This window comes from Escherichia sp. E4736 (assembly GCF_005781225.1).
GTDB lineage: Bacteria > Pseudomonadota > Gammaproteobacteria > Enterobacterales > Enterobacteriaceae > Escherichia.
In genome coordinates this window covers 111602-137168 of record NZ_VATT01000002.1, presented here as the reverse complement: position 1 = coordinate 137168, position 25567 = coordinate 111602, and the positions used below count along the sequence as shown (strand labels likewise).

The following is a 25567-nucleotide window of genomic DNA, read 5'->3' as shown; positions in this document are numbered from 1 at the left end:
ATATTAAGGCGATTTTAAATTTAGTCAGGAATTTGTTCTTTTTGATCGCCGGGGACGTCCTGGATAAAAACATTTACGCCGCGTTGTTTAATAAAATGTAAGTCCGTGAGATCTTGAGAATCGACATACACTTTACTGCTGATTTGCTTTTTCCCTTCCGAGAAATGCATATTACCGACGTTGACATCTTTCAGGTCAATACCACCTTCTACCAATTTACGTACCGTTTGTGGCGTACGGCAAATCAGGAAGATTTTCTGATGCGGCGCAGCTTTTCCGATAACATTAATGGTTTTTTCGATAGTAAAGAAACGAATGCCAAAGCCGTAGGTTTCTGCGGTAATACCCATTAATTTCTGTTGAATATCATCGTTAGCGACGACATCATCCACGACTACCAGCAGATTCGCACCGATAGTGGATGTCCAGGTCACGCCAACCTGGCCATGAACCAGACGGTTATCAATACGGGTTAAGAGAATATTTGGACTGCTCATTGTGTAATCCTCACCATAAAGTTGAATAATATAATCTTTTTAAATATATTATTGTTGCGATATTGTACTGATGTATTTATTAAGGTTTAGTTATCTCCTTTGCCATTAAGGCACTCCCCGATATTAATCGGGCAGTGCATTCTGAAAAATCGTATAAAATTAATGATTACGCGGAAATTCGATTCGCTGAACCACAGACATTAATTTTATTTCTGACGACTTCTTTCATCGCATCCATACCGACGCGCATATAATAACGAGGATCATTACCCTGCGGATTTTCCGCAAACCAGGCTTTTACCGCACCTGCGAAGGCAATTTTCAATTCCGTGGCAACGTTCACTTTTGTTACACCAAGCTCAATAGTGCGGCGGACAAATTCATCCGGGACATCGCTGGCACCATGCAGCACCAGAGGAACATCCACCACTTCACGAATTTCCGCCAGCCGCTGGAAATCAATCTTCGGCGTTTTGCTGTATAAGCCGTGCGCCGTACCAATCGCTACCGCCAGGCTGTCGACGCCAGTCAGTTCGACAAAGCGTTTAGCTTCTTGTGGATCGGTCAGGAATGCACTTTCGGCGTCGACGCTCATGTCATCTTCAACACCGCCCAGACGGCCCAGTTCTGCTTCCACGCTGCAATCCTGCGAGTGGCAGAAGTCGACAACCGATTTCACCAGCTTCACGTTCTCGGCAAATGGGAAGTGACTGCCGTCGATCATCGCACTGCGTACGCCTGCGTGGACTTTTCGGCGAATATCATCGAGTGATTCGTGGTGGTCGAGATGTAGCGCCAGCGGCATGTTGTAGGTTGTGGAATAGGCGCTACACAGAGCGTAAATCTCTTCTAGCGCAATATGTTTAAAGGTCCCCGGCGTCCCGGCGAGGATGACTGGCGATCGCATTTCGCTACATACTTCGAGGATCGCCTGGATCGTCTCGGCGTTATGAATGTTAAAGGCTGGCACCGCGTAGCCATTGGCCTGGGCGTCCTGTAACAGATATTTGGTGGAGATAATGCTCATAATGCGATCCTCTTATGCCTGCCACGGATGAATGATTACGCCTTGCACCACGCGGTTTACGGTGCCACTGGCGGACGGGGTATCCGGCGTATTGCCCATGTGCAACGACTGCATCAGTGCAAACGTCTGGGCGTACATCAGGAAGCAAAATGCCTGTTCAACGTCGATAAAGTGACGGGATGGCGGCAGGATGATATGCGGGCCAGCGGCGATAACATCGTTACTTTCCGCGGCGATGGCGATTACGCGCATTGCCTGGTTGTCATGGCGGAGTTCTGCCAGCAGATCAAGATCATACTGACGGGTGTAAGGGTGGCTGGAGATAAATACCACCACCAACGTTTCGTTATCGACCAGCGATTTCGGGCCATGACGGAATCCGGTCGGGGAATCATAAAAGGCCGCCAGTTTACCCGCCGTTAGTTCCAGCACTTTCAGCGCCGACTCGCGTGCTGCGCCCTGTAAGCCACCGCTACCGAGATAAACGATCCGTTTCCACGGTGCGTAACCAAACACACCTTCGCTGAAATCGCCCAGTGAGGTCAGGATCGCCTGGCAACGATCCGCCACATCGCGGAAGCTCTGGCTGTTGATCGTCTCAGGTGCGAAAACCGCGAGGCAGCTGGCCATCATGGTGGTAATGCTGCTGGTCATCGCAAAGCCGCGATCGTGTGTTTCTGCGGGCATCAGCAGGGCAAACGCGTTGTCGCTGTTGATCGCGTTTTGGTAAAGATCGCCCGCTTCGTTGCAGGTGATCGGCAGGTGATAGCACTCGGGTACAAACTGATTCGCCAGTTCCACGGCGGCAACGCTTTCCGGGCTGTTGCCGGAACGCCCGAAGGAGATCAACAGCAGCGGATGAGCTGGGTTCAGGTAGTCCATCGGATTAGTGACCAGATCGGTGGTCGGTACAGCGCTGAAGTTTCTGCCGGTATGGTTGGCAAGCCACGGCGCGATGATGTCACCGATAAATGCCGAGGTTCCGGCTCCGGTCAGGATGATCCGCAGATTCTCTTTGCGCAGTAACGGTTCAAGGAAGTTATTGAGCGCGGAACGTAACGCGTCGATGTTGGTGAGGGAACGGATCCATGCGCGAGGCTGATGACGGATCTCTTCTTCGGTCCATGTACCGGTGGTCGCGGCAGCAGGGGTGTAATTTTCTGACATAACTCAATCCTTAGTCTGATGAACTTGACTTCCGGCGTGGTAGCTTTCGCTTGCCTTTCGTTTCATTTCACTTGGTGATTTCTTTCGTTGATTAAAATCTATAGAAAAGAAACTGAAAGTTCAATGGAGAAAAAGGAAATAAAACGAAATCTGTGATCGTTGAAAGAAAAGATAAGGGAAGCAAAAGGGATTTCCGCATGCGGCGTTAACGCCTTATTCGGCCTGGCAATCACTGCCGTAGGTCGGATAAGACGCGTTAGCGTCGCATCCGACACTGCTACACAGATTAAAACGAAAGAAAAAGAAAGGCCTTACGGGGGAAGTGAAGGCTCAATAACGGAGCAAACAATTAAAACGAAGCTAATTGATCCTGAATCCAGATTTGTTGCACATGCAGCCCGCTATCCAGCGCAACGACGCTGGCGCGTTTGCCCGGTTTAAGCGATCCCAGAACACCATCAACACCCAGCATTCGCGCCGGATGCAGCGACGCCATATGGATGGCTTCCGCAGGCGTTACGCCCGTCAACTCGACCATATTGCGCACTGCCGCATCGACAGACAGCGTACTGCCCGCCAGCCCACCGGACGCGGTACGGACAACGCCACCGTGCATCTGCACTTCTTCACCACATAACGTATAGCGACCATCCGGCATCCCGGCTGCCTGCATCGCGTCGGTGATCAGCACGATTCTCTCTTTCGCACAGCAACAACACAGCGACATCGCCGCCGGATGTACATGATGCCCATCGGCTATCAGTTCCAGCCAGGCGCGCTTGTCTGTTAATCCCGCGCCAACCATTCCCGGTTCGCGGTGATGTAAACCCGTCATCCCGTTATAGCAATGTACCAGGCCGTCTGCGCCAGCATCAAACGCAGCGCAGGTTTGTTGCCAGGTTGCTGCGCTATGCCCCAGCATTACCCGTACGTTTTGCTGTTTAAGATGACGAATGGCTTGTAACGCGCCCGCTTTTTCCGGTGCCAGCGCCACCACGCGCAAAGTGTGCTGAGAAACGGCAATCAATTGATCCAGCTCGGTAATTTCCAGCTCGCGGAACAGCTCCGGCGGATGTGCGCCTTTATTCTGCGGCGTGAAGTACGGTCCTTCGAGATAACTTCCCAGCACTTGCGCACCAGGTCCGCCGCGTTGGCAACGTTGAGCAATACGCGCCAGCGTCGCATGAATGGCATTAAGCGGCGCGGTTACGGTAGTCGGCAACCAACTGCCGACACCTTCGCGCGCTTTGTGCATTGCCAGCTTGTCGAGCGCATCCGGTGCGTCATCCATCACATCAACGCCCGCGCCGCCGTGCACATGGGTGTCGATGTAAGCGGGGCAGAGCAGTTCCGCATTGCGTTCAGTCACGCCTGGTGGAATCGGTTCGATTGCCGCGATCACACCGTCAGCAATACGCAGCTGATGATCATCAAGCCAGCCCTCTTCTGTCAGCAGCCTTCTGGCGCGCAGAACTTGTGTCATATTCCTTCCTCGACCGGACATTCTTCATGGCAGCGACCAAGTTCGTCCACCAGACTGGTCAGCCCACGGTGTCCGCACTCCAGCGCCTGCACACGGAACTCTTCACTACTTAACCCTTCGCGCTCCAGCACCATCTCCAGTAGCAGTTGTAAATTGGTGCCGGTGATCACTTCACAGCCCGGTTTTTGCATCGCCAGCGTTGAAGCTACGCGAAACGGCGTGCCGCCCAGCAAATCCGTCAGGAAAACAATACCGTCTTCACAATCCAGTTGGGCGATGGCTTCTTCAAGCTGCGATGTAAGCAGCGCGGTGTTTGAGGTTTCGGGAAAATCGATGGCGATAAACTGCGATTGCTCACCGAGGATTTGCTTCATTGCTTTTTCCATGCCGCTGGCAAACCCGCCATGCCCTGTCAAAATAATACTTAACATCTAATACCTCATTGTATTTAAAGGAAATGGCAGAATTTACCGACGATGCCGAGAACCACGGTAACTGCAATCAGGCGCAGCGGACTCCAGCCGCGGCGTACCAGCCAGAACATGGTCAGGGTGTAGACCAGCGGTAAGAAGGCAGGCATCAGTTTGTCGATAACATCAGCCTGTAACTTAACCACTGCGTCGCCCGCCGTGATTTCCAGCGTGGTGCTTAAGCGAACATAGGTTGCCACCAGCGCGCCGATTACCGTCATCCCAACGATAGACGCAGCATGGCCGACTTTTTTGGTATTCGCTTTAATGAGTGGAATCGCCGCCACGCCCATACGGTAAGCATAATGCGCCAGACCAAAACGCAGTCCCAGATGTACCACGTTGAACAGCACAATAAATACCACAGCGCCGAGGATGGAACCTTGCAACGCCAGACTGGCACCAATCCCGCCACAAATTGGCAGTAGCGTTAGCCAGAACATCGCATCGCCAATCCCGCCAAGTGGCGCACCGACGGCAATTTTGGTGCTCTGAATACTGTTAACGTCCTGCTTAGAACGCTCCATCGCAAGGATAATGCCGATAACAAACGTCACCAGAAACGGATGGGTATTGAAGAAACCCATATGCCCCTTCATGGCGCGCGCCAGGTCGCGTTTATTAGTGTGGATCTTTTTCAGTGCTGGCAGCAGACCGTACAGCCAACCGGAAGCCTGCATACGTTCGTAGTTAAAAGAAGCCTGTAACAGCATGGAACGCCAGGCGACGCGGTTGATATCTTTTTTCGTCAGCTCCGCGCCAATGCTCTGGTCTTCATACACGTTTTCATTGACGCCAGTCAGCAATGTTTCTTCATTTTCGCTGACGTTCGGCAGGGTAGTTTGATTAGATGCCATCTTCAAATTCCTCTTTCTGTGCCGCAGGTTGAGTCGGTTCAGGAGATTTACGCAGCAGGTCGATCAGCGCCATCGCCAGCGCAGCGGCAGCAATAGCCAGCACCGGTAACTTGAGCCAGGCAGCGGCAACAAAGCCCAGGATGAAGTAGGGGATGTAGACGTTTTTCATCATGATTTTCAGCAGCACGGCAAAACCGATTGCTGGCATGATGCCGCCCGCGACGCCGAGGCCGTCGATTAATCGTTGCGGCAGGACATCAATGATGGTTTTTGCATGTTCCGCGCCGAAGTAGATAGGCAGGAAAGCGCAGAGAAAATAGAAAGTGCCGAGTGCCAGCAGCGCCAGATAGTTCACACGCTCAATGCCGCGTGTATCGGCGTTCTCCGCCATTCGGTCGCAGCGGGACATCACGCCAGACATCACCGAGAACAGGAAGGTAATCCCCATCTGTACCGCAACCGCGAAAGGTACGGCTACGCCGACCGCGACATCGGGTTTCACGCCGGTGGTTATGGCAAACGCCGTGCCGACGATAGTACCGATAATCACGTTAGGCGGCTGTGCGCCCGCCAGAGGGGCCAGCCCCATCCACACCAGTTCCAGCGTACCGCCGGTTAAAATACCGGTATGCAGATCGCCAAGTACCAGCCCGACCAACGGGCCGAGGACCACCGGGCGGTGCATATGGGTTAAGCCGTTAAACATATCCAGGCCAGCGATAAAGGCGATAATGCCCAACGCGAATGCCTGCAACAGACTGATTTCCATGATGAATCCCTCAAAGTAATTTAAAGAGGTCCACAGCAGGCTCTGTCGGGACGCCCTGAACGAAGCATTCCACCCCAGCGGCTTTCAGGTCGTTAAATGCTGCGATATCGCCCGCATCCACAGAAACCGTTTTGGCGATTTGTTGCTTGCCATTGGCGTAGTGCATATTGCCAACGTTAATGCGATTCACCGGAACGCCTCCTTTCACCAGCGTCAGGAAATCGGCGGGTGTTTTACAAACCAGCAGGATTTTCTGTCGATCGGCGGCGCGATGAATGTTGTCGATAACTTTTTGCAGCGTCCAGAAACGTACGGCTATCCCTTCTGCCAGTACCATTTCCATCAGGTTTTGTTGTACCGGATCTTCGGCAACCTCATCGTTGGCTACCAGCACCAGATTTGCCCCCGCAAATCCGACCCACTGAACGCCGACCTGACCGTGAATCAAGCGTTCATCAATCCGGCTTAAAACAATATTTGGCATAGCGTGTTCCTCTTTGTTTTGCTTATTGGCCTTCACAGGCTGTGTGGTACTGCGCCAGGATGTCCTGAATATGGTTGATAATGAGTTCCCGTGGCGTTGGCTGCAGCTCGCCGGAGCGAACTTTCACGTACTGCAGCGGCAGATACTGGCTGATCAGCGGCAGCGGAATTGGTGAATCCGCCAGATTACGAACCAGATGAGCGAAAGCGTCATCAATCTGGCTGTCCGGCCAGTAATAGCGCACGCGATCCGAGTAGCTATAACCACGCGCCAGACGACGCGCGTTGCCGTCACCGTGGTAGTGGCTTTGCCAGTATTCCGGGCGGTCGAGCATCACGTTTTCCAGTACCTGACGCAGACCGGAACAGGCTTTCGCTGGCACCAGTTCTTCTTCAAGCGCCGCCAGAGAGAACAGAGCTTCACGCAGGGCGAAGGTCAGCGCCGGGCCAACTTTCAGAATGGCAAAATGGTCAATAACCAACTGACGTAACGATTGCGGCGTTTGATAATCCGTAGAGTGAGCTTCGAAAATCAGCGTTTCGTAGTTTTCGATCATCTGGCTTAAGGCAGCCGCTTTGGCGGGCTGATAATCAATAACGTTGGTGTGATCGAATTCGACGCCAGGCTGAACTACCAGCGCGATGATGCGCGGCCAGATGGCATTCAGACCTTGCTTTTCAAAAGCGTGACGATGGGCTTCCAGCGTGGCGCGGGCGGCATCCGGTGTGGTGACAGCCAGTTCGCTTAAGGTTTCATGTGCGCCGCCAGGCACCGGAACTTCGGTGCCAATGACATACACCAGATCGGCCTCGCCAAAATGTTCACGGCAGGTTTCTTCCGCCACTTTCGCCAGACGAGCGGCGCGTTCGGCAACGATGCCATCGGTTAAGGGAACCGGATCGTCCTGACAGGACATGCTGCAATCAAGGTGAATTTTTTTGAATCCTGCCGCGACGTAGCTTTTAATCAAATCATCGGCATTGGCCATCGCCTTAGCGGCAGGCAGGTTTTGCCAGCGGTTTGGCCCCAGATGGTCGCCACCCAGAATCAACGCGTCCTGTGGGAAATTCAGCGAGTCAGCAAGCTGGCAAACAAAGCCGCGAAAATCGGCGGGCGTCATTCCGGTATAACCGCCGAACTGGTCCACCTGATTGGACGTCGCTTCAATCAGTAGCGGCGTTTGGTTTGCACAGGCGTAGCGGATTGCAGCTTCCAGCACCAGCGGATGTGCGGAACAAACGGCATAAATCCCATTTGTTTTGCCCTCTTTATGCTGTCTCACCATTTCTGTCAGATGTTTCACTTTCCTCTCCAGTTCAGATTACTGCAACTTTAATCTTTCGTTTTGTTTCAATTGATACTGCGACATGGTGAGATAAAAATAAAACGAAAGATAATAGTTTTCTGATCTGATTCACAAAAGAAACATAATGAAAGCCACTGAAACAAGCGTAGCTTGCGTCAATGGGCAAGGTGGGCTTGCAATTGCTTAATAGAAAGGCGTTAATAGGCAAAACGAAATGAAACGAAAGTTTTACGAAAGGACTTACTATGAGTAATACCGACGCTTCAGGCGAGAAGCGAGTGACTGGCACCAGTGAGCGACGAGAGCAGATCATTCAACGCCTGCGCCAGCAAGGAAGTGTGCAAGTTAATGATCTATCGGCATTGTATGGTGTATCTACTGTGACGATCCGTAACGATCTGGCGTTTCTGGAAAAGCAGGGGATCGCTGTGCGGGCCTATGGGGGCGCGTTGATCTGCGATAGCACGACGCCGTCAGTCGAGCCATCAGTGGAAGATAAAAGTGCGCTCAACACGGCGATGAAACGCAGCGTTGCGAAAGCTGCCGTTGAGTTGATTCAGCCAGGTCATCGGGTGATCCTCGATTCCGGGACCACCACTTTTGAGATTGCTCGTCTGATGCGCAAGCACACTGACGTAATTGCGATGACCAACGGTATGAACGTGGCTAATGCTTTGCTGGAAGCGGAAGGCGTTGAGCTGCTGATGACCGGCGGGCATTTGCGCCGTCAGTCGCAATCTTTTTACGGCGATCAGGCTGAACAATCGCTGCAAAATTACCACTTCGATATGCTGTTTCTTGGCGTAGATGCTATTGATCTGGAGCGTGGCGTCAGCACGCATAATGAAGATGAAGCTCGTTTAAACCGTCGGATGTGCGAAGTTGCGGAACGGATCATCGTAGTCACCGATTCCAGTAAGTTCAACCGCTCCAGCCTACATAAGATCATCGATACCCAGCGGATCGACATGATCATTGTCGATAAAGGCATTCCTGCAGATAGCCTGGAAGGGCTGCGAAAGGCAGGGGTTGAAGTGATTCTGGTCGGGGAGTACGCGTCTTCGCTGTGACTCACTATGCCCGATAAACAAGCGATATCGGGCATAATACAACTTGAAGTATGATGAGTATATCAGGTCACCGGTGCCGGGTTAAACACCGCCAGCTGGTTATGCAGTCCCCATTGATCCGAGAAGGTTTTCTTCTTCCCGCTGGCGACGTCGAGAATAAAGTGGAACAGCTTCCAGCCCACTTCTTCTATGGTTTCTTCGCCGGTAGCGATGGTGCCTGCGTTGATATCCATTAAGTCAAACCAACGGTTTGCCAGCTCGGTGCGGGTCGCCATTTTAATGACGGGTACCGCCATCAGGCCATACGGCGTGCCGCGACCGGTCGTAAACACTTGCACGGTAATACCCGAAGCCACCTGTTGCGTGCCACAAACAAAATCGCTGGCTGGCGTCGCGGCGTAAATTAATCCGCGTTTAGTCGGGCGTTGACCGGGCGACAGCACTTCAACAATTGCGCTTTTACCCGATTTAGCAATGGAGCCGAGTGCCTTCTCTACCACGTTTGCCAGACCGCCTTTCTTGTTGCCCGGCGAAGGGTTGGCGCTGCGGTCGGTTTTTCCCATATTGAGATAGTTATCGTACCACTCCATCTCTTCCAGCAGCCGTTTGCCGACCTCTTCGTTAATGGCGCGCGGTGTCAGTAGATGAATCGCGTCACGCACTTCCGTTACTTCTGAAAACATCACCGTTGCACCGCAGCGCACCAGTAAATCAGACGCATATCCAACCGCCGGGTTTGCCGTTACGCCAGAAAATGCATCGCTGCCGCCGCATTGCATGCCGACAACCAGTTCCGAAGCAGGACAGGTTTCTCGCTGACGTTGATTCAGTTTTTGTAGATGGCGTTCAGCGACCTGCAAAATATCCTCGACCATTGATTGAAAGCCGACATGCTTTTCATCCTGCAAGCTGACAATGCTGGCGCTTTCTACTGGAATAGCCTGCACATCATCCGTGCCGACCAGCAGGCGCTCTGGTTGCAATTTCTCGCATCCCAAGCCAATCACCATCACCTCGCCGCCAAAATTTGGATTGAGCGAAATATTGTGAATGGTACGTATTGGCACTACAGCCGCCGGAGCATTAATCGCCACGCCACAACCGTACAGGTGATTCAGTCCCACTACGCCATCGACGTTCGGATATTTTGGCAGCAGATCGCGCTCAATGATTTTTACTACGTAATCCACCACGCCTGCCACACAGTGGACGCTGGTGGTAATGCCGAGCAGGTTTTTGGTTCCCACGCTACCATCAGCATTGCGATAGCCTTCAAAGGTATAACCTTCCAGCGGCGGTAAGGGTTCCGGGACTTTGGTTGCCAGTGGTAGCGTATGTAACGGTGGCGCTTCCGGTAGTACTACCATTGATTCGTCGATCCAGCTTCCGCGTGGGATTGCGCGCACGGCGTAACCAATCACTTCGCCATAACGAATAATTTCTCCATTAGCTGGAATGTCCAGCAATGCGACTTTATGCCCCTGAGGAATATGTTCAATTAATTCCAGTCCGTCCGGAAAACGCGTTCCTGCTTTCAGGCCATTATCATTAACAATAATTGCCACATTATCTGTGTCGTGAACTTTTATATAAAACGCAGTTGGCGTTTCTTGTCTGATTTCGATGTTGGCCATTGTGCAATATTCTCCAGCCAGGGACTATTAAAATGAGGACCTGGTCTCATTTAAAAATAAATGACTTCATTGGGTGAAATAAGAATGTCAGGAGTTTAAACGCAGAAATGTGATCAATGTCAATCATTTCAGGGATTGCAGTACCGCCCGGTAAGGCAATGCATAAATCTGTGCTTTAGCGCGCAACCTTATGTGCATATGCTCAAAATAATATTTAAATCGTATTAATTAAATTAGCATTTGCACAATGATTATTATTCTCGCGCTGCTTATACTGATTCCCGAGTTCATTGTCATTACGGCATAAATGAAACTCATAAATAACATCTTCCCCATAATAATAAAAATCAGCATAAGTACCCGAGGTAAATAAAATGATTCTGGACACCGTTGACGAAAAAAAGAAAGGCGTGCATACCCGCTATTTAATATTACTGATTATTTTTATTGTTACCGCCGTTAACTACGCCGATCGTGCAACGCTGTCTATTGCTGGTACCGAAGTAGCAAAAGAGTTGCAGTTAAGTGCGGTTTCGATGGGTTACATCTTCTCCGCTTTTGGCTGGGCCTACTTGCTGATGCAAATCCCCGGCGGCTGGCTGCTTGATAAGTTTGGCTCGAAGAAAGTTTACACTTACAGCCTCTTTTTCTGGTCGCTGTTCACCTTCCTGCAAGGCTTTGTCGATATGTTTCCGCTGGCCTGGGCTGGGATCTCCATGTTCTTTATGCGCTTTATGCTGGGGTTTTCGGAAGCGCCGTCATTCCCGGCGAACGCCCGTATTGTCGCGGCCTGGTTCCCGACGAAAGAACGTGGTACTGCTTCCGCCATCTTTAACTCGGCGCAATATTTCTCGCTGGCGCTCTTCTCACCGCTGCTTGGCTGGCTGACTTTTGCCTGGGGCTGGGAGCACGTCTTTACCGTTATGGGAGTGATTGGTTTTGTGCTGACGGCGCTGTGGATCAAGTTGATTCATAACCCGACAGATCACCCACGCATGTCCGCGGAAGAGTTGAAGTTTATCTCTGAAAATGGCGCGGTGGTTGATATGGACCACAAAAAGCCGGGCAGTGCGGTGGCAAGCGGTCCCAAACTGCATTACATCAAGCAATTGCTCTCCAGCCGCATGATGCTGGGTGTATTTTTCGGACAATATTTTATCAACACCATCACCTGGTTCTTCCTTACCTGGTTCCCGATTTATCTGGTGCAGGAAAAAGGCATGTCGATTCTGAAGGTAGGCCTGGTCGCCTCGATTCCGGCACTGTGTGGTTTTGCTGGCGGTGTGCTCGGTGGTGTCTTCTCGGATTATCTGATCAAACGCGGTTTGTCACTGACCCTGGCTCGTAAGCTACCGATTGTACTGGGAATGTTGCTGGCTTCCACCATCATCTTATGTAACTACACCAACAACACCACGCTGGTGGTCATGCTGATGGCGCTGGCCTTCTTTGGCAAAGGATTTGGTGCGCTGGGCTGGCCGGTGATTTCTGACACCGCGCCGAAAGAGATTGTTGGCCTCTGTGGCGGCGTATTTAACGTCTTTGGCAATGTTGCCTCCATTGTCACTCCACTGGTGATTGGTTACCTGGTAAGTGAACTGCACTCCTTCAATGCGGCACTGGTCTTCGTGGGATGTTCGGCGCTGATGGCGATGGTCTGCTACCTCTTCGTGGTTGGCGACATTAAACGTATGGAATTGCAGAAATAAGCAAAGGTATAAGCGATGAATAACGATATTTTTCCCAATAAATTCAAAGCCGCATTGGCCGCGAAACAGATACAAATTGGTTGCTGGTCAGCTCTCTCTAACCCGATAAGCACTGAAGTTCTTGGTTTGGCTGGCTTTGACTGGCTGGTGCTGGATGGCGAACATGCGCCAAACGATATCTCCACATTTATTCCCCAGCTGATGGCCCTGAAAGGTAGCCCCAGCGCGCCAGTGGTGCGGGTGCCGACCAACGAACCGGTAATTATTAAGCGTCTTCTGGATATCGGTTTCTATAACTTCCTGATTCCATTTGTCGAAACAGTAGAGGAAGCGGTACAAGCAGTGGCATCTACTCGTTATCCACCAGAAGGTATTCGCGGCGTCTCCGTTTCTCACCGTGCCAATATGTTTGGCACCGTGGCGGATTATTTCGCTCAGTCGAACAAGAACATCACCATTCTGGTCCAGATTGAAAGTCAGCAAGGCGTAGATAACGTCGATGCCATCGCCGCTACCGAAGGTGTAGACGGCATCTTCGTCGGTCCCAGCGATCTGGCTGCGGCATTAGGCCATCTCGGCAATGCATCACACCCGGATGTACAAAAAGCGATTCAACATATTTTTAACCGTGCCAGAGCGCACGGCAAACCCAGCGGTATCCTCGCACCGGTCGAAGCCGATGCGCGTCGTTATCTGGAATGGGGCGCGACGTTTGTGGCTGTTGGTAGCGATCTCGGCGTGTTCCGCTCTGCCACCCAGAAACTGGCTGATACCTTTAAAAAATAACCACCACTGCAACAAGAGAGATGATTGATATGACTATGAAAGTTGGTTTTATTGGCCTGGGTATTATGGGTAAACCAATGAGTAAAAACCTTCTGAAAGCAGGTTACTCGCTGGTGGTTTCTGACCGTAACCCTGAAGTTATCGCAGAAGTGATAGCTGCAGGTGCAGAAACAGCTTCTACGGCTAAAGCGATCGCTGAACAGTGCGACGTCATCATTACCATGCTGCCAAACTCTCCTCATGTGAAAGAAGTGGCGCTGGGTGAAAATGGCATTATTGAAGGCGCGAAACCCGGCACGGTATTGATCGACATGAGTTCTATCGCACCGTTGGCAAGCCGTGAAATCAGCGAAGCGCTGAAAGCGAAAGGCATTGATATGCTGGATGCTCCGGTTAGCGGTGGTGAGCCGAAAGCGATTGATGGCACTCTGTCAGTGATGGTGGGTGGCGATAAGGCTATTTTCGACAAATACTATGACTTAATGAAAGCGATGGCGGGGTCTGTGGTACATACCGGGGAAATCGGTGCAGGCAACGTCACCAAACTGGCCAACCAGGTCATTGTGGCGCTGAATATTGCCGCGATGTCAGAAGCGTTGACGCTGGCAACCAAAGCAGGCGTTAACCCGGATCTGGTTTATCAGGCAATTCGTGGTGGACTGGCGGGCAGTACCGTGCTGGATGCGAAAGCGCCAATGGTGATGGACCGTAACTTCAAGCCAGGTTTCCGTATTGATCTGCATATTAAGGATCTGGCGAATGCGCTGGATACCTCCCACGGCGTTGGCGCGCAACTGCCGCTGACGGCTGCGGTTATGGAGATGATGCAAGCGCTGCGTGCCGATGGTCTGGGAACAGCAGACCATAGCGCCCTTGCGTGCTACTACGAAAAACTGGCGAAAGTCGAAGTTACTCGCTAATGACGTCGTGCCCGGATGGCTTATTGCTATCCGGGCCTGGAATCCAGGCCGAATAAGAGAAACGCCCCCCGGCGTCATGTGGTAACAGGCAAAGGTATGAAAATCGTAATCGCCCCAGACTCTTATAAAGAAAGTTTATCAGCCAGCGAGGTTGCGCAGGCGATAGAAAAAGGATTTCGGGAAATTTTTCCTGATGCACAGTACGTTTCTGTTCCTGTTGCCGACGGTGGCGAAGGAACGGTGGAAGCGATGATTGCTGCCACCCAGGGGGCTGAACGTCACGCCTGGGTTACAGGGCCGCTGGGCGAGAAAGTGAATGCCAGTTGGGGGATCTCCGGCGACGGCAAAACCGCGTTTATCGAAATGGCTGCGGCCAGTGGGCTGGCGCTGGTGCCATCGGAAAAGCGTGATCCGCTGGTAACCACTTCACGCGGCACAGGGGAGTTAATCCTGCAGGCGCTGGAGAGCGGTGCAACAAGCATCATTATCGGTATTGGCGGTAGCGCCACCAACGATGGCGGTGCAGGGATGATGCAGGCGCTGGGAGCGAAGTTAAGCGATGCCAATGGCAATGAAATCGGCTTTGGCGGCGGCAGTCTTAATACTCTGAATACCATTGATATCAGTGGCCTCGATCCACGTTTAAAGAATTGTACGATTCGCGTCGCCTGTGATGTCACCAATCCGCTGGTGGGCGACAGTGGCGCTTCGCGGATCTTTGGCCCGCAAAAAGGGGCGAATGAAGCCACGATTGTCGAGCTGGACAAGAATCTCTCTCACTATGCTGATGTCATCAAAAAATCGCTGCATGTTGATGTGAAAGACGTCCCCGGTGCAGGTGCGGCGGGCGGAATGGGCGCGGCGTTGATGGCTTTTCTTGGCGCAGAGCTAAAGAGCGGCATTGAGATTGTGACGACGGCGCTCAATCTGGAAGAACATATTCATGATTGCACGCTGGTTATCACCGGAGAAGGGCGCATTGATAGCCAGAGCATCCATGGCAAAGTACCGATTGGGGTGGCTAATGTGGCGAAGAAATACAATAAACCGGTAATTGGTATTGCGGGTAGTCTTACGAAGGATGTTGGCGTTGTGCACCAGCATGGTATCGATGCTGTATTCAGCGTGTTAAACAGTATTGTTACGCTGGATGAAGCTTTCAGCGGGGCTTATGACAATATTTACCGAGCTTCGCGCAATATTGCTGCAACACTGGCGATTGGAATGCGCAACGCGGGGTGACAAGGGCGTGTAAACCCTCTATACTGCGCGCCGAAGCTGACCAGACAGTCGCCGCTTCGTCGTCGTCCTCTTCGGGGGAGACGGGCGGAGGGGAGGAAAGTCCGGGCTCCATAGGGCAGGGTGCCAGGTAACGCCTGGGGGGGAAACCCACGACCAGTGCAACAGAGAGCAAACCGCCGATGGCCCACGCGAGTGGGATCAGGTAAGGGTGAAAGGGTGCGGTAAGAGCGCACCGCGCGGCTGGTAACAGTCCGTGGCACGGTAAACTCCACCCGGAGCAAGGCCAAATAGGGGTTCATAAGGTACGGCCCGTACTGAACCCGGGTAGGCTGCTTGAGCCAGTGAGCGATTGCTGGCCTAGATGAATGACTGTCCACGACAGAACCCGGCTTATCGGTCAGTTTCACCTATTTTAACGAAAACCCGCCAGTGCAAACTGGCGGGTTTTTGCTTTTGCGCGGCAGTAAGATGAATGACTGTCCACGACGCTATACCCAAAAGAAAGCGGCTTATCGGTCAGTTTCTTTTTTTCAGTATAAATACTCTTTTTTCGTCACCCTTTTTGTCTCCCGAGATTACTTACCTGCAAATATGAATTATTAGTTTTGTGATCATCAACACAAAATGCTATCCGTGCATTATGATTACAGCAGAAACCATGGAAAACGATTGCATTCACAAAATGACATCCTGCTATGATGGTAAAAATTGACGTTAATCAATTGTTCGAGATGATCAATATCTGTATTCGACTTTTTAAAATATTGATAAAATAAATGTTTTGTGACCAACAAATTCCGCGAAAAAATGTGACGCGGCGCATTATTTACCTGTAAATATGATTTGTTTATAATAAAATTTGATAACTTGCTCATTAAATTTAACTTAAAATTCGACTGAGAAATACACGATATTTGCTTGAAATATCGTCGCAGGGCATTTTTAATAAGTTATATAAAGCGTGTTGTTATCGCCATAAAATATGGTTATCCCCCCCTTTGTTTTTTGATAAAAGTCAGGCTTTACGCGGGTTTTATTATGTTAACTTATTGATATTAAAGATTTATATTGATTTAAGTAGATGCCTGGAAAGCAATTGAAAGTTAATTTGTGAGTGGTCGCACATATCCTATTCATTCCATTTTGATACACTTCATGTCGTCAATGAGGTAATTAATGCAGGCCGATATGAGCACTATTCTTCTTCCTAAAACGCAGCACCTGGTAGTCTTTCAGGAAGTCATCAGAAGTGGCTCTATTGGCTCGGCTGCAAAAGAATTAGGTTTAACTCAACCTGCTGTAAGTAAAATCATTAACGATATTGAAGATTATTTTGGCGTGGAATTAGTGGTACGGAAAAATACCGGTGTAACGCTGACGCCAGCCGGTCAATTGTTGCTCTCACGTTCCGAATCCATTACCCGCGAAATGAAAAATATGGTTAATGAGATAAGCGGTATGTCCTCTGAAGCCGTGGTGGAAGTCTCATTTGGTTTTCCTTCGCTAATTGGCTTTACCTTTATGTCCGGGATGATCAACAAATTCAAAGAGGTGTTCCCGAGAGCGCAAGTCTCAATGTATGAAGCACAGTTGTCCTCGTTCTTACCTGCTATCCGCGACGGACGCCTCGATTTTGCGATTGGTACGTTAAGTGCAGAGATGAAGCTTCAGGATTTGCATGTTGAGCCGCTGTTCGAGTCCGAGTTTGTGCTGGTGGCCAGCAAGTCCCGAACATGCACCGGCACTACCACGCTGGAGTCGTTGAAAAACGAACAGTGGGTGTTGCCGCAAACTAATATGGGATACTACAGCGAACTTCTCACCACGTTACAAAGAAATGGCATCAGTATTGAAAACATCGTTAAAACCGACTCAGTCGTGACAATTTATAATCTTGTTCTCAATGCTGATTTCTTAACCGTTATTCCTTGTGATATGACTTCACCTTTTGGTTCTAATCAATTTATTACTATTCCGGTTGAAGAAACGTTGCCCGTGGCGCGATATGCCGCGGTATGGTCAAAAAATTATCGTATTAAAAAAGCAGCATCGGTTTTGGTTGAACTAGCCAAAGAGTATTCATCTTATAATGGGTGTAGACGAAGACAATTAATAGAAGCTGATTAGTTATTTGTTTTTCTCAAACATAAATAATCCACCTGTCTTTTCTCGGGTGTCGGTTACGGTTACCTACATATTTAATTCAGGTTAAGAGGTTTATCATGCATATTACATACGATCTCCCGGTTGCTATTAATGACATTATCGAAGCAAAACAACGATTGGCTGGGCGAATTTATAAAACAGGCATGCCTCGATCCAATTATTTTAGTGAACGTTGCAAAGGTGAAATATTCCTTAAGTTTGAAAATATGCAGCGTACTGGTTCATTTAAAATTCGTGGCGCATTTAATAAATTAAGCTCTTTAACTGATGCTGAAAAACGCAAAGGTGTGGTGGCCTGTTCTGCGGGTAACCATGCGCAAGGGGTTTCGCTCTCCTGCGCAATGCTGGGCATCGACGGGAAAGTGGTAATGCCGAAAGGCGCGCCAAAATCCAAGGTCGCGGCGACATGTGACTACTCCGCTGAAGTTGTTCTGCACGGCGACAACTTTAACGACACCATCGCCAAAGTTAGCGAAATTGTCGAAACGGAAGGCCGTATTTTTATCCCACCTTATGATGATCCGAAAGTGATTGCCGGTCAGGGAACGATTGGCCTGGAAATTATGGAAGATCTCTATGATGTCGATAATGTGATTGTGCCAATTGGCGGTGGCGGTTTAATTGCTGGTATTGCGGTAGCGATTAAATCTATTAACCCGACAATTCGTGTTATCGGTGTGCAATCAGAAAACGTTCACGGCATGGCGGCTTCTTTCCACTCGGGAGAAATAACCACGCACCGAACTACCGGCACCCTGGCGGATGGTTGTGATGTCGCCCGCCCGGGTAATTTAACTTACCAAATCGTTCGTGAATTAGTCGATGACATCGTGCTGGTCAGCGAAGACGAAATCAGAAACAGTATGATTGCCTTAATTCAGCGCAATAAAGTCGTCACCGAAGGCGCAGGCGCTCTGGCATGTGCTGCTTTGTTAAGCGGTAAATTAGACCAATATATTCAAAACAGAAAAACCGTCAGCATTATTTCCGGCGGCAATATCGATCTTTCTCGCGTCTCTCAAATTACCGGTTTCGTTGACGCTTAATCATCTCGTTGAGGATAGGATATGAGTACTTCAGATAGCATTGTATCCAGCCAGACAAAACAATCGTCCTGGCGTAAATCAGATACCACATGGACGTTGGGTTTGTTCGGCACAGCTATTGGTGCCGGCGTGCTGTTCTTCCCTATCCGCGCAGGTTTTGGCGGACTGATCCCGATTCTTCTGATGTTGGTATTGGCACACCCCATCGCGTTTTATTGCCACCGGGCGCTGGCGCGTCTGTGTCTTTCAGGCTCTAACCCTTCCGGCAACATTACGGAAACGGTGGAAGAGCACTTTGGTAAAACGGGTGGCGTGGTCATCACGTTCCTGTACTTCTTCGCGATTTGCCCACTGTTGTGGATTTATGGCGTAACCATTACCAACACCTTTATGACGTTCTGGGAAAACCAGCTTGGCTTTGCGGCGTTGAACCGCGGCTTCGTGGCGCTGTTCCTGCTGCTGCTGATGGCGTTCGTCATTTGGTTTGGTAAGGATCTGATGGTTAAAGTGATGAGTTACCTGGTATGGCCATTTATCGCCAGCCTGGTACTGATTTCTCTGTCACTGATCCCTTACTGGAACTCTGCTGTTATTGATCAAGTTGACCTCAGTGCGCTGACGTTAACCGGTCATGACGGTATCTTGATTACCGTCTGGCTGGGGATTTCCATCATGGTCTTCTCCTTTAACTTCTCGCCAATCGTCTCTTCCTTCGTGGTTTCTAAGCGTGAAGAGTATGAGAAAGACTTCGGTCGCGACTTCACCGAGCAGAAATGCTCACAGATCATCTCCCGTGCCAGCATGCTGATGGTTGCCGTGGTCATGTTCTTTGCCTTCAGCTGCCTGTTTACGCTGTCTCCGGCAAACATGGCGGAAGCAAAAGCACAGAACATTCCGGTGCTTTCTTATCTGGCTAACCACTTTGCTTCCATGTCCGGTGAGAAATCGACGTTCGCCACCGTACTGGAATATGCCGCTTCTATTATCGCACTGGTTGCTATCTTCAAATCTTTCTTCGGTCACTATCTGGGAACGCTGGAAGGTCTGAACGGTCTGGTACTGAAGTTCGGCTACAAAGGCGATAAGACGAAAGTGTCTTCCGGCAAACTGAACACCATCAGCATGATCTTCATCATGGGTTCCACCTGGGTAGTTGCTTACGCCAACCCGAACATTCTGGACCTGATTGAAGCCATGGGCGCGCCGATTATCGCTTCACTGCTGTGCCTGTTGCCGATGTATGCCATCCGTAAAGCGCCGTCGCTGGCGAAATACCGTGGTCGTCTGGATAACGTGTTTGTTACCGTGATTGGTCTGCTGACCATCCTGAACATCGTATACAAACTGTTTTAATCCGTAACTCAGGATGAGAAAAGAGATGAATGAATTTCCGGTTGTTTTGGTTATTAACTGTGGTTCGTCTTCAATTAAGTTTTCCGTGTTGGATGCCTCGAACTGTGATGTATTAATGTCAGGTATTGCCGACGGTATTAATTCGGAAAATGCATTCTTATCCGTAAATGGAGGAGAGCCAGCACCGCTGGCTCACCACAGCTACGAAGGTGCATTGAAGGCAATTGCGTTTGAACTGAAAAAACGGAATTTAAATGACAGCGTGGCCTTAATTGGCCACCGCATCGCCCACGGCGGCAGTATTTTTACCGAGTCCGCCATTATTACCGATGAAGTCATTGATAATATCCGTCGCGTTTCTCCACTGGCGCCGCTGCATAATTACGCCAATTTAAGTGGCATTGAATCGGCCCAGCAATTATTTCCTGGCGTAACTCAGGTAGCGGTATTTGATACCAGCTTCCACCAGACAATGGCCCCGGAAGCGTTTTTATACGGCCTGCCGTGGAAATATTACGAAGAGCTGGGTGTGCGCCGCTATGGCTTCCACGGCACGTCTCACCGCTATGTGTCCCAGCGTGCGCATTCTCTGCTGGATCTGGCGGAAGAAGACTCCGGCCTGGTGGTGGCGCATCTTGGCAATGGCGCGTCTATTTGCGCGGTTCGTAACGGGCAGAGTGTGGATACCTCAATGGGTATGACGCCGCTGGAAGGGCTGATGATGGGGACGCGCAGTGGCGATGTCGACTTCGGCGCGATGTCCTGGGTGGCCAGTCAAACCAACCAGAGTCTTAGCGATCTGGAACGCGTGGTGAATAAAGAATCGGGATTATTGGGGATTTCCGGTCTTTCTTCCGACCTGCGTGTACTGGAAAAAGCCTGGCATGAAGGTCATGAACGTGCACAACTGGCAATTAAAACGTTTGTTCACCGAATTGCCCGTCATATTGCCGGACACGCTGCCTCATTACATCGCCTGGATGGAATTATATTCACCGGCGGAATAGGTGAGAATTCAAGTTTAATTCGTCGTCTGGTCATGGAACATTTAACTGTATTAGGCGTAGAGATTGATGCAGAAATGAATAATCGCTCTAACGCTTACGGTGAAAGAATTGTGTCCAGTGAAAATGCGCGCGTAATTTGCGCCGTTATTCCGACTAATGAAGAAAAAATGATTGCGCTAGATGCAATTCATTTAGGCAAAGTTAAAGCACCCGCAGAATTTGCATAATTTAGTTGAAGTATTGTAGAGAGATTATTTTTCATGAAGGTAGATATTGATACCAGCGATAAGCTGTACGCCGACGCATGGCTTGGCTTTAAAGGTACGGACTGGAAAAACGAAATTAATGTCCGCGATTTTATTCAACATAACTATACACCGTATGAAGGGGATGAATCCTTCCTCGCTGAAGCGACGCCAGCCACCACGGCATTGTGGGAAAAGGTGATGGAAGGTATTCGTATCGAAAACGCGACCCATGCGCCGGTTGATTTCGATACCAATATTGCCACCACCATTACTGCCCATGATGCCGGTTATATCAACCAGCCGCTGGAAAAAATTGTTGGCCTGCAAACAGATGCGCCACTGAAACGTGCGCTGCATCCGTTTGGCGGCATCAACATGATTAAAAGTTCATTCCATGCCTATGGCCGTGAAATGGACAGCGAATTTGAATACGTGTTTACCGATCTGCGTAAAACCCATAACCAGGGCGTATTTGATGCTTACTCACCGGATATGCTGCGCTGCCGTAAATCTGGCGTATTGACTGGTCTGCCGGACGGTTATGGCCGTGGACGTATTATCGGTGACTATCGCCGCGTGGCGTTGTACGGGATCAGTTATCTGGTCCGTGAACGCGAACTGCAATTTGCCGATCTCCAGTCTCGTCTGGAAAAAGGGCAAGATCTGGAAGCCACCATCCGTCTGCGTGAAGAGCTGGCAGAACATCGTCATGCGCTGCTGCAGATTCAGGAAATGGCGGCGAAATATGGCTTCGACATCTCTCGTCCAGCGCAAAATGCGCAGGAAGCGGTGCAGTGGCTCTACTTCGCTTACCTGGCGGCGGTGAAATCGCAAAACGGCGGCGCGATGTCGCTGGGCCGTACTGCATCGTTCCTCGATATCTACATTGAACGTGACTTCAAAGCCGGTGTGCTCAACGAGCAGCAGGCGCAGGAATTGATCGACCACTTCATCATGAAGATCCGCATGGTGCGCTTCCTGCGTACGCCGGAATTTGATTCGCTGTTCTCCGGCGACCCTATCTGGGCAACGGAAGTCATCGGTGGGATGGGGCTGGACGGTCGCACACTGGTGACCAAAAACTCCTTCCGTTACCTGCATACACTGCACACTATGGGGCCAGCACCGGAACCTAACCTGACCATTCTGTGGTCGGAAGCATTGCCGATTGCCTTCAAAAAATATGCGGCACAAGTCTCCATCGTCACTTCTTCTTTGCAGTATGAAAACGACGATCTGATGCGTACTGACTTCAACAGCGACGATTACGCGATTGCCTGCTGCGTCAGCCCGATGGTGATTGGTAAGCAGATGCAGTTCTTCGGCGCACGCGCTAACCTGGCGAAAACGCTGCTGTACGCAATTAACGGCGGGGTGGATGAGAAGCTGAAGATTCAGGTCGGCCCGAAAACAGCACCACTGATGGACGACGTTCTGGACTACGACAAAGTCATGAACAGCCTTGACCATTTCATGGACTGGCTGGCAGTGCAGTACATCAGCGCGCTGAACATCATCCACTACATGCATGACAAGTACAGCTACGAAGCCTCACTGATGGCGCTGCACGATCGTGATGTTTATCGCACGATGGCATGTGGTATTGCGGGCCTGTCGGTGGCGACGGATTCACTTTCCGCAATTAAATATGCTCGCGTGAAACCGATTCGTGACGAAAACGGCCTGGCGGTGGACTTTGAAATCGACGGCGAATATCCGCAGTACGGCAACAACGACGAGCGCGTAGACAGCATTGCTTGCGACCTGGTTGAACGCTTTATGAAGAAAATTAAAGCCCTGCCAACCTATCGTAACGCCGTACCAACTCAGTCGATTCTGACCATCACCTCTAACGTGGTGTACGGCCAGAAAACCGGTAACACACCGGATGGTCGTCGCGCCGGTACACCGTTCGCACCAGGTGCTAACCCGATGCACGGTCGTGACCGCAAAGGGGCCGTGGCTTCGCTGACCTCCGTTGCCAAGCTGCCGTTCACCTACGCCAAAGACGGTATTTCGTACACCTTCTCAATTGTCCCTGCGGCGCTGGGTAAAGAAGATCCGGTACGCAAAACCAACCTTGTCGGCCTGCTGGATGGTTATTTCCACCACGAAGCGGATGTGGAAGGTGGTCAGCACCTCAACGTCAACGTTATGAATCGGGAAATGTTGCTGGATGCCATTGAGCACCCGGAAAAATACCCGAACCTGACAATCCGTGTCTCTGGCTACGCCGTGCGCTTCAACGCACTGACCCGTGAACAGCAGCAGGATGTGATTTCACGTACCTTTACCCAGGCGCTTTGATGCCGGAGGATGTATGAAAAAGATTATCGAAACGCAACGTGCGCCAGGCGCAATCGGCCCGTATGTTCAGGGCGTTGATTTAGGCAGTATGGTATTCACCTCCGGGCAAATTCCGGTTTGCCCACAGACCGGGGAGATCCCTGCGGACGTGAAAGATCAGGCGCGTTTAAGTCTGGAAAACGTCAAAGCGATCGTGGTTGCTGCCGGGCTGACCGTTGGCGATATCGTGAAGATGACGGTGTTCATTACCGACCTTAATGACTTTGGCACCATCAATGAAGTCTACAAGCAGTTTTTTGACGAGCATCAGGCGACCTACCCGACACGCAGCTGCGTGCAGGTAGCGCGTTTGCCGAAAGATGTGAAGCTGGAAATTGAAGCTATCGCGGTACGCAACGCATAAAGCTCCTGAGCGGGGCGATCGCAGGGTCGCTCCGCTCCTCTTCACGAACGGCAATCCGAGGGTGTGGATATGATTAGTGCATTCGATATTTTCAAAATTGGGATTGGTCCCTCCAGTTCTCATACCGTGGGGCCAATGAATGCCGGAAAAAGTTTTATTGATCGACTGGAGAAGAGCGGCTTATTAACCGCGACGAGCCACATTGTGGTCGATCTTTATGGATCGTTGTCACTGACGGGCAAAGGTCACGCCACGGATATCGCTATCATCATGGGACTGGCAGGAAATAGTCCGCAGGACGTTGTTATTGATGAGATACCTGCATTTATGGAATTAGTGACGCGCAACGGAAGGTTGCCGGTGGCAGCGGGCGCACATGTCGTTGATTTCCCAGTGGCAAAGAACATTATTTTCCATGCGGAAACGCTGCCCCGTCATGAGAATGGGATGCGTATTACCGCGTGGAAAAAGCAGGAAGAACTGTTAAGCAAAACCTATTATTCAGTCGGTGGCGGATTTATTGTCGAAGAAGAACAATTCGGCTTGTCACTGGATGTTGAAACGCTCGTCCCTTACGATTTCCATTCAGCAGGTGAGCTGCTGAAAATGTGTGATTACAACGGGTTATCTATTTCTGGTTTGATGCTGCAAAACGAGTTGGCGCTACGTAGCAAAGCCGAAATTGATGCTGGTTTTTCGCGTATCTGGCAGGTGATGCATGACGGTATTGAACGCGGTATGAATACCGAAGGTGTGCTGCCAGGCCCGCTCAATGTGCCACGTCGGGCGGTGGCGCTGCGGCGTTTGCTGGTTTCCAGCGACAATATCTCTAACGATCCGATGAACGTGATCGACTGGATCAATATGTTTGCTCTGGCAGTCAGCGAAGAAAATGCCGCTGGCGGGCGTGTTGTGACAGCGCCAACTAACGGCGCTTGCGGCATTATTCCTGCGGTGCTGGCCTATTACGATAAATTCCGCCGCCCGCTCAATGAGCGCTCTATTGCCCGTTTTCTGCTGGCGGCAGGCGCTATCGGTGCGCTGTATAAAATGAATGCCTCCATTTCCGGGGCGGAAGTGGGCTGTCAGGGCGAAATTGGCGTGGCCTGTTCAATGGCGGCGGCAGGGTTAACCGAACTGCTGGGCGGCAGCCCGGCGCAGGTGTGCAATGCGGCGGAAATCGCTATGGAACACAACCTGGGACTGACCTGCGATCCGGTTGCCGGGCAGGTGCAAATTCCGTGTATTGAACGCAATGCTATTAATGCTGTTAAAGCCGTGAACGCCGCGCGGATGGCGATGGGACGCACTTCCGCACCGCGTGTTTCTCTCGATAAAGTTATCGAGACGATGTACGAAACCGGCAAAGATATGAACGATAAATACCGCGAAACTTCACGCGGAGGACTGGCCATTAAAGTGGTCTGCGGCTGATATCTCATCTGCGTTTATACTGGGGGTGCACAAAATGTGCACCCTTTTTTATTGTGATCTGCCGCAAATAGAGAATAACTATTTCTCTAAGATTGATTTGATAGAAAATTATTATCCATAATTGCTATTTCAAAGTCTTGATTGTGAAGATTTTCTCTGACCTCACGCGTATCATTTCTTCA

General features: G+C 50.6%; 23 protein-coding genes and 1 other RNA gene. 13 read left to right on the top strand and 11 right to left on the bottom strand.

Annotated features, from left to right (window positions below; genetic code table 11):
• Window positions 1–20 precede the first annotated feature (20 nt).
• The 9 genes from agaB to kbaZ all read right to left on the bottom strand — a co-directional run bounded on the left by agaB (window position 21) and on the right by kbaZ (window position 8057).
• Window positions 21–497, bottom strand: a complete 477-nt coding sequence (gene agaB, locus FEK46_RS01435) for a PTS galactosamine transporter subunit IIB (protein ID WP_130219231.1) — start codon at window positions 495–497, stop codon at window positions 21–23.
• Window positions 498–663: 166 nt separating this feature from the next.
• The gene (gene kbaY, locus FEK46_RS01430; RefSeq protein ID WP_000022766.1) at window positions 664–1524 is read right to left on the bottom strand and encodes a tagatose-bisphosphate aldolase subunit KbaY; all 861 of its coding nucleotides are present in this window, start codon (window positions 1522–1524) and stop codon (window positions 664–666) included.
• Between the two features lie 12 nt (window positions 1525–1536).
• Window positions 1537–2691, bottom strand: coding sequence for an AgaS family sugar isomerase (locus tag FEK46_RS01425; protein ID WP_135559874.1), 1155 nt, complete (start codon window positions 2689–2691; stop codon window positions 1537–1539).
• A gap of 349 nt (window positions 2692–3040) precedes the next feature.
• A complete protein-coding gene (nagA, locus tag FEK46_RS01420) occupies window positions 3041–4174 on the bottom strand; it encodes an N-acetylglucosamine-6-phosphate deacetylase (protein WP_135559873.1) in 1134 nt (377 codons plus the stop codon).
• On the bottom strand, window positions 4171–4605 hold the full coding sequence (gene agaF / locus FEK46_RS01415) for a PTS galactosamine/N-acetylgalactosamine transporter subunit IIA (protein WP_135559872.1): 435 nt from the start codon (window positions 4603–4605) through the stop codon (window positions 4171–4173). Before agaF ends, nagA begins: the two co-directional genes overlap by 4 nt.
• Before the next feature lie 17 nt (window positions 4606–4622).
• Window positions 4623–5501: a PTS N-acetylgalactosamine transporter subunit IID gene (gene agaE / locus FEK46_RS01410; RefSeq protein WP_001295548.1), complete on the bottom strand. Its 879-nt coding sequence runs from the start codon at window positions 5499–5501 to the stop codon at window positions 4623–4625.
• Window positions 5491–6270 carry a PTS N-acetylgalactosamine transporter subunit IIC gene (gene agaW, locus FEK46_RS01405; protein WP_000406214.1) on the bottom strand — a complete coding sequence of 260 codons (780 nt, stop codon included), beginning with the start codon at window positions 6268–6270 and terminating at the stop codon, window positions 5491–5493. The genes agaE and agaW overlap by 11 nt, the downstream gene beginning before the upstream one ends.
• A gap of 10 nt (window positions 6271–6280) precedes the next feature.
• Window positions 6281–6754 (bottom strand): PTS N-acetylgalactosamine transporter subunit IIB, encoded by a 474-nt coding sequence (agaV, locus tag FEK46_RS01400; protein WP_001295547.1) that lies wholly within the window; start codon window positions 6752–6754, stop codon window positions 6281–6283.
• A 22-nt stretch (window positions 6755–6776) separates the two neighbouring features.
• Window positions 6777–8057, bottom strand: a complete 1281-nt coding sequence (gene kbaZ, locus FEK46_RS01395) for a tagatose-bisphosphate aldolase subunit KbaZ (RefSeq protein ID WP_135559871.1) — start codon at window positions 8055–8057, stop codon at window positions 6777–6779.
• A 248-nt stretch (window positions 8058–8305) separates the two neighbouring features.
• On the opposite strand from kbaZ, the gene agaR reads away from it, so the two are divergent.
• Window positions 8306–9130: an aga operon transcriptional regulator AgaR gene (agaR, locus tag FEK46_RS01390; RefSeq protein WP_130260157.1), complete on the top strand. Its 825-nt coding sequence runs from the start codon at window positions 8306–8308 to the stop codon at window positions 9128–9130.
• A 62-nt stretch (window positions 9131–9192) separates the two neighbouring features.
• On the opposite strand, the gene garD is transcribed toward agaR, so the two are convergent.
• Window positions 9193–10764: a galactarate dehydratase gene (gene garD, locus FEK46_RS01385; protein WP_130204644.1), complete on the bottom strand. Its 1572-nt coding sequence runs from the start codon at window positions 10762–10764 to the stop codon at window positions 9193–9195.
• Between the two features lie 374 nt (window positions 10765–11138).
• On the opposite strand from garD, the gene garP reads away from it, so the two are divergent.
• The 5 genes from garP to rnpB all read left to right on the top strand — a co-directional run bounded on the left by garP (window position 11139) and on the right by rnpB (window position 15830).
• A complete protein-coding gene (gene garP / locus FEK46_RS01380) occupies window positions 11139–12473 on the top strand; it encodes a galactarate/glucarate/glycerate transporter GarP (protein ID WP_064529564.1) in 1335 nt (444 codons plus the stop codon).
• A 15-nt stretch (window positions 12474–12488) separates the two neighbouring features.
• Window positions 12489–13259 (top strand): 2-dehydro-3-deoxyglucarate aldolase, encoded by a 771-nt coding sequence (garL, locus tag FEK46_RS01375; protein WP_135559870.1) that lies wholly within the window; start codon window positions 12489–12491, stop codon window positions 13257–13259.
• Between the two features lie 29 nt (window positions 13260–13288).
• Complete coding sequence (gene garR / locus FEK46_RS01370; RefSeq protein ID WP_130260155.1) at window positions 13289–14179, top strand: 2-hydroxy-3-oxopropionate reductase; 891 nt, start codon at window positions 13289–13291, stop codon at window positions 14177–14179.
• Window positions 14180–14275: 96 nt separating this feature from the next.
• Window positions 14276–15421 carry a glycerate 2-kinase gene (gene garK, locus FEK46_RS01365; protein WP_130204650.1) on the top strand — a complete coding sequence of 382 codons (1146 nt, stop codon included), beginning with the start codon at window positions 14276–14278 and terminating at the stop codon, window positions 15419–15421.
• Window positions 15422–15453: 32 nt separating this feature from the next.
• Window positions 15454–15830, top strand: an RNA gene (gene rnpB / locus FEK46_RS01360) — RNase P RNA component class A.
• Between the two features lie 235 nt (window positions 15831–16065).
• Here the strand turns inward: rnpB and tdcR are convergent.
• On the bottom strand, window positions 16066–16296 hold the full coding sequence (tdcR, locus tag FEK46_RS01355; RefSeq protein WP_214251106.1) for a transcriptional activator TdcR: 231 nt from the start codon (window positions 16294–16296) through the stop codon (window positions 16066–16068).
• A 313-nt stretch (window positions 16297–16609) separates the two neighbouring features.
• On the opposite strand from tdcR, the gene tdcA reads away from it, so the two are divergent.
• The 7 genes from tdcA (at window position 16610) to tdcG (ending at window position 25385) form a co-directional block, all read left to right on the top strand.
• Entirely contained in the window at window positions 16610–17548 is a 939-nt protein-coding gene (tdcA, locus tag FEK46_RS01350) for a transcriptional regulator TdcA (RefSeq protein ID WP_130210820.1), read from the top strand.
• Window positions 17549–17643: 95 nt separating this feature from the next.
• Window positions 17644–18633, top strand: a complete 990-nt coding sequence (tdcB, locus tag FEK46_RS01345) for a bifunctional threonine ammonia-lyase/L-serine ammonia-lyase TdcB (protein WP_130210804.1) — start codon at window positions 17644–17646, stop codon at window positions 18631–18633.
• Window positions 18634–18654: 21 nt separating this feature from the next.
• Window positions 18655–19986 (top strand): threonine/serine transporter TdcC, encoded by a 1332-nt coding sequence (tdcC, locus tag FEK46_RS01340; protein ID WP_135559869.1) that lies wholly within the window; start codon window positions 18655–18657, stop codon window positions 19984–19986.
• Between the two features lie 25 nt (window positions 19987–20011).
• Complete coding sequence (tdcD, locus tag FEK46_RS01335) at window positions 20012–21220, top strand: propionate kinase (protein WP_135559868.1); 1209 nt, start codon at window positions 20012–20014, stop codon at window positions 21218–21220.
• A 33-nt stretch (window positions 21221–21253) separates the two neighbouring features.
• Window positions 21254–23548 carry a 2-ketobutyrate formate-lyase/pyruvate formate-lyase gene (gene tdcE / locus FEK46_RS01330; protein WP_130210810.1) on the top strand — a complete coding sequence of 765 codons (2295 nt, stop codon included), beginning with the start codon at window positions 21254–21256 and terminating at the stop codon, window positions 23546–23548.
• Between the two features lie 13 nt (window positions 23549–23561).
• On the top strand, window positions 23562–23951 hold the full coding sequence (locus FEK46_RS01325; protein WP_064529572.1) for an enamine/imine deaminase: 390 nt from the start codon (window positions 23562–23564) through the stop codon (window positions 23949–23951).
• 69 nt (window positions 23952–24020) lie between these two features.
• Window positions 24021–25385 carry an L-serine ammonia-lyase gene (gene tdcG, locus FEK46_RS01320; RefSeq protein ID WP_130210812.1) on the top strand — a complete coding sequence of 455 codons (1365 nt, stop codon included), beginning with the start codon at window positions 24021–24023 and terminating at the stop codon, window positions 25383–25385.
• Window positions 25386–25567 lie beyond the last annotated feature (182 nt).

Coding starts and splice junctions, on each gene's coding strand:
- tdcD (WP_135559868.1), top strand. CDS start 20,012: ATGAATGAATTTCCGGTTGTTTTGGTTATTAACTGTGGTTCGTCTTCA.
- tdcR (WP_214251106.1), bottom strand. CDS start 16,296: ATGAGCAAGTTATCAAATTTTATTATAAACAAATCATATTTACAGGTA.
- garR (WP_130260155.1), top strand. CDS start 13,289: ATGACTATGAAAGTTGGTTTTATTGGCCTGGGTATTATGGGTAAACCA.
- nagA (WP_135559873.1), bottom strand. CDS start 4,174: ATGACACAAGTTCTGCGCGCCAGAAGGCTGCTGACAGAAGAGGGCTGG.
- garL (WP_135559870.1), top strand. CDS start 12,489: ATGAATAACGATATTTTTCCCAATAAATTCAAAGCCGCATTGGCCGCG.
- agaF (WP_135559872.1), bottom strand. CDS start 4,605: ATGTTAAGTATTATTTTGACAGGGCATGGCGGGTTTGCCAGCGGCATG.
- garK (WP_130204650.1), top strand. CDS start 14,276: ATGAAAATCGTAATCGCCCCAGACTCTTATAAAGAAAGTTTATCAGCC.
- tdcE (WP_130210810.1), top strand. CDS start 21,254: ATGAAGGTAGATATTGATACCAGCGATAAGCTGTACGCCGACGCATGG.
- tdcA (WP_130210820.1), top strand. CDS start 16,610: ATGAGCACTATTCTTCTTCCTAAAACGCAGCACCTGGTAGTCTTTCAG.
- agaE (WP_001295548.1), bottom strand. CDS start 5,501: ATGGCATCTAATCAAACTACCCTGCCGAACGTCAGCGAAAATGAAGAA.
- garP (WP_064529564.1), top strand. CDS start 11,139: ATGATTCTGGACACCGTTGACGAAAAAAAGAAAGGCGTGCATACCCGC.
- tdcG (WP_130210812.1), top strand. CDS start 24,021: ATGATTAGTGCATTCGATATTTTCAAAATTGGGATTGGTCCCTCCAGT.
- FEK46_RS01325 (WP_064529572.1), top strand. CDS start 23,562: ATGAAAAAGATTATCGAAACGCAACGTGCGCCAGGCGCAATCGGCCCG.
- FEK46_RS01425 (WP_135559874.1), bottom strand. CDS start 2,691: ATGTCAGAAAATTACACCCCTGCTGCCGCGACCACCGGTACATGGACC.
- agaR (WP_130260157.1), top strand. CDS start 8,306: ATGAGTAATACCGACGCTTCAGGCGAGAAGCGAGTGACTGGCACCAGT.
- agaB (WP_130219231.1), bottom strand. CDS start 497: ATGAGCAGTCCAAATATTCTCTTAACCCGTATTGATAACCGTCTGGTT.
- agaV (WP_001295547.1), bottom strand. CDS start 6,754: ATGCCAAATATTGTTTTAAGCCGGATTGATGAACGCTTGATTCACGGT.
- tdcB (WP_130210804.1), top strand. CDS start 17,644: ATGCATATTACATACGATCTCCCGGTTGCTATTAATGACATTATCGAA.
- agaW (WP_000406214.1), bottom strand. CDS start 6,270: ATGGAAATCAGTCTGTTGCAGGCATTCGCGTTGGGCATTATCGCCTTT.
- kbaY (WP_000022766.1), bottom strand. CDS start 1,524: ATGAGCATTATCTCCACCAAATATCTGTTACAGGACGCCCAGGCCAAT.
- tdcC (WP_135559869.1), top strand. CDS start 18,655: ATGAGTACTTCAGATAGCATTGTATCCAGCCAGACAAAACAATCGTCC.
- garD (WP_130204644.1), bottom strand. CDS start 10,764: ATGGCCAACATCGAAATCAGACAAGAAACGCCAACTGCGTTTTATATA.